General features: G+C 70.7%; 1 protein-coding gene. It reads left to right on the forward strand.

Annotated elements, in window-relative coordinates; translation table 11 throughout:
* Positions 1–63: 63 nt before the first annotated feature.
* Positions 64–290 (forward strand): response regulator (locus tag EN850_RS35720; RefSeq protein WP_136093084.1); only part of this gene is annotated, 227 nt, incomplete at its 3' end.

Genomic DNA, 290 nt, shown 5'->3' on the forward strand with positions numbered 1-290 from the left:
TCGGCAGCCGAGAGGACTGCCCCGTCCAGCCGGTGGGCCTGACCGTTAAAGGAGCCTCCGCGCATGCGCTTACTGATTGCTGAAGACGACCCGGACATCGCCTCCGGCCTGTGCGCCTCGCTGCGCCGGCAGGGGCACGTGGTCGACCACGTCGACAATGGCGCGCACGCCGACGCCGCGCTGGGCTCGACCCAGTACGCACTGCTGGTGCTGGACCTGGGCCTGCCGCAACTGGATGGCCGCGACGTGCTGCAACGCCTGCGCCAGCGCGGCGATGGCCTGGCAGTGCT

This window comes from Mesorhizobium sp. M8A.F.Ca.ET.207.01.1.1 (assembly GCF_004794715.1).
Lineage (GTDB): Bacteria > Pseudomonadota > Alphaproteobacteria > Rhizobiales > Rhizobiaceae > Mesorhizobium.